1 protein-coding gene is annotated in these 3467 nt (G+C 61.1%); it reads right to left on the bottom strand.

Annotated elements, in window-relative coordinates; translation table 11 throughout:
• Positions 1-3417: non-ribosomal peptide synthetase (locus JK358_RS38665; protein WP_201958846.1), on the bottom strand; the 3417-nt coding region annotated here is incomplete at its 3' end.
• Positions 3418-3467 lie beyond the last annotated feature (50 nt).

Genomic DNA, 3467 nt, shown 5'->3' with positions numbered 1-3467 from the left:
AATTTCATTGCTGCCCTTGGGTTCTCGGTACTCAGCTATTCCGGAGAACTCAGGATCCGGCAACAACCGGCGATCCAGCTTCCCGTTCGCCGTCAACGGCAACCGGTCCAACACCACGACCGCAGCTGGAACCATGAACTCCGGCATACGCTCACCCACGAACCGGCGAACCTCCGCCGAACTGAGCGCCGCCCTCGGCATGCGACCGTCACCGACCACATAGGCGACCAATTGTTTGCCGCCTCCGGCCAGGGACTCCCGGGCGATCACCGCCGCCTGGCCTATTCCCGGACAGGTGAGCAACACCGCCTCGACCTCACCGGGTTCGATGCGAAAACCGCGCACCTTGACTTGCTCATCGGCACGGCCCAGGTATTCGAGATCACCTGATCGAGTCCACCGGACGACATCGCCGGACCGATACATACGTGTACCCACGGCCCCAAACGGATCGGGCACAAATCGCTCAGCGGTCATTGACGCGCGGCCACGATACCCTCGAGCCAGTCCGGCACCGGACAGGTACAGTTCACCCGGCACTCCAATCGGCACCGGTCGCAGACGTGAATCCAGTACCCGCGCACCCGTGTTCGGAAGCGGACGACCGATCGGCACAGAGATCATGTCCGAAGAGGCATCAACCTCCACGGTCACACTGAACGTCGTGTTTTCCGTCGGGCCGTAGCCGTTGATCAGCCGTACCTCGGGCAGAACTGCGTGCACGCGCCGCGCTGCCCCTGGCGAGAAGACGTCACCGCCGACGATCACCTGCCGCAACGATCCCCATCGGGCAGCGATGTCCGAATCAGCCAGGACACCAGTGGCGAGGTGGTCGGCCCACACAGGTAGAAGCGGTGAGGTCAGGAACAAAGCCGACACTGCGTGCCGATGAACAAGCGCTTCGATATCGGTCATATCGACTCTGCCAGAACCAGCCAAAACCACGGTTCCGCCGGCCAACAAGGGCGACCACAATTCGTATGTCGATGCGTCGAACGCGGTCGACGAATGCACTAGCATTCGGCTGCCGACCCGCAACGGCCACGCACCCAATGCCAAATTCACAACGCTGGCGTGAGTGACCGCGACGCCCTTGGGACGCCCGGTCGAACCCGACGTGTAGATTACGTACGCGAGGTTGGATGAGCGCAGGTCACCACCTCGCTCTTCCGACGTAACGTCAGAGACCACGAAATCATCTGCGAGACTTGGGGTTTCGATAACGTCGAGCTGGAGAGGCTTGAGTCCGGCGCTCGACACGACGTGTTGTGCTGAAGTGCAAGTTACCACCGCGGCCGGGTCTGCATCGGTGAGGATATAGTCGATCCGATCTGCCGGATAGTCCAGATCGATAGGCAGGTATCCTGCACCAGCCTTGAGCACTGCCAGAAGCGCGACAACGAACTCTGGCGACCGCGGCAAGGCGACAGCCACCACGGAGTCCCTCCCGACACCCATCGAGATCAACTGCCGCGCCACCATATTCGCACGCGCGTTCACCTGCGCATAGGTGTATTCGCAGTCTTCGAAAACCACAGCGGTCGCGGTCGCACGATCCTTGGCCCAGGCTTCGAACATCGACACAATGGTCGCCGCCGTATCCATCGGCGCGGCAGTGTCATTCCATGCGCCGAAGATGAGCGTGCGCTCGGCAGCTTCGAGCACCTCGATGTCGGCGACCCGCCGACTATGGTCCTCACCGATCTGAGAGAGCACCCGCACAAATCGCGCCGCGAATACCTCCATAGTCGCGCGATCGAACAGATCCGCCGCGTACTCCAAGGAACCAGCAAAGCCAGACCCCCCGCCCAGGACCTCGGACAAGTTGACAGTAATGTCGAATCTGGCAGTCGTGGAATCGACAGGCATCAGCTCCAGCTCGACACCTCCGGAGAGGGATTTCAGGTCCGGCAGCTCATTGTTTTGGAAGGCCAGGGCAACCTGGAACAGCGGGTGGTGCGCTGTCGAGCGCGCCGGATTCAACGACTCGACAAGCCGCTCAAACGGCACATCCTGATGTGCGTATGCGGACAAGGCCCTATCACGTACTCGTGAAACCAGCTCTGCGACAGTCGGATCACCGGACAGATCCACTCGTAGGACCAAGGTGTTAGCGAAGAACCCAACCAGATCATTGAGCATCTCATCTGACCGACCCGCGACTGGCGAACCGATCGCGACGTCGTCACCAGCACCCAGGCGATGCAGCAGGATCGCCAATCCCGCATGCACCATCATCGACACTGTCACGCCCTGAGCGCGCGCCACTTGTTCAAGGCGGGTACGAACAACTGCGGAAACGACAAATTCAACGCAGTCGCCACGGTAGCTTGCGATCTTGGGACGAGGTCGATCCACGGGCAGCTCGATAGCCTCCGGCATCCCGGCCAAGGCGGATTGCCAGTAGGCAAGTTGCTGAGCAAGCAGCGATTCCGAATCCTCACTGTCGCCGAGCAGTTCACGCTGCCACAACGCATAATCTGCGTACTGCACAGGCAGTGTGGGCCACTCCGGTGCCGAACCACCACAGCGAGCGTTGTACGCGGACAGTACATCTCGCACCAACGGCACCATCGACGCACCATCGGCCGCGATGTGATGTACAACCAGAACGACGACCAAACCATCAGCACCGCAGTCGATGAGCGTGACATTGACCGGGATCTCACTGGACAGATCGAAAAGGTGCCCGGCGGCCTCGTTCACCAACGTATCCATCGAAGCTCCGCTGGTAGCGACCACGGCAACCGGAACCCTGACCTCATCGGCGGTCAAAATCCTCTGGGCGCCGAAACCATCGGCCTCGACAAACACTGTGCGTAGCGCCTCGTGACGAGCCACTACGTCACCGATGGCATCGGTCAGCGCCTCGATGTCGACGACACCGGTCATCCGCACCGCCATCGGAATGTTGTACTTCGCCGACGGACCGTCAAGCCGATACAAGAACCACAGCCTGCGCTGGCCGAACGACAACGGCAGCATCGACGGGCGCTCCACCGCTACCAAGGCTGGACGCACTCTCTCCGTCGCATCGAGCCGATCCGCCAACCCCGCCGGCGTCGATGCTTCAAACACCACGCGAATCGGGACCTCTACACCGAGCACCACCCGGATCCGGTTCACCATCTTCGTCGCCAACAGTGAATGCCCGCCGAGTTCGAAGAACGAGTCGTCGACACCGACCTGTTGGTCCAGCCCCAGCACCTCTGCGAAGATCTCGACCAACGCTTGCTCGACCGGTGTCGAGGGCGCTCTGTACACCGCGCTTGACACGAATTCCGGCACCGGCAGCGCTCGGATATCCAGTTTCCCGTTCACAGTCAACGGCAACGCCTCGATCATCATGATCGTCGAGGGCACCATATATTCCGGCAACCGGGCCATCACGAACCGACGAATCTGAACCGTGTCCACCTCGCCTGTCTCGCCTATGACATACGCGACCAGCCGTTTGTCTCCGGATC

Origin of the sequence: Nocardia acididurans (genome assembly GCF_016741815.1) — a bacterium.
Taxonomy (GTDB): Bacteria; Actinomycetota; Actinomycetes; order Mycobacteriales; family Mycobacteriaceae; genus Nocardia; species Nocardia acididurans.
Note: the sequence above shows the minus strand (reverse complement) of the source record. Positions and strands in the feature narration are given on the sequence as shown.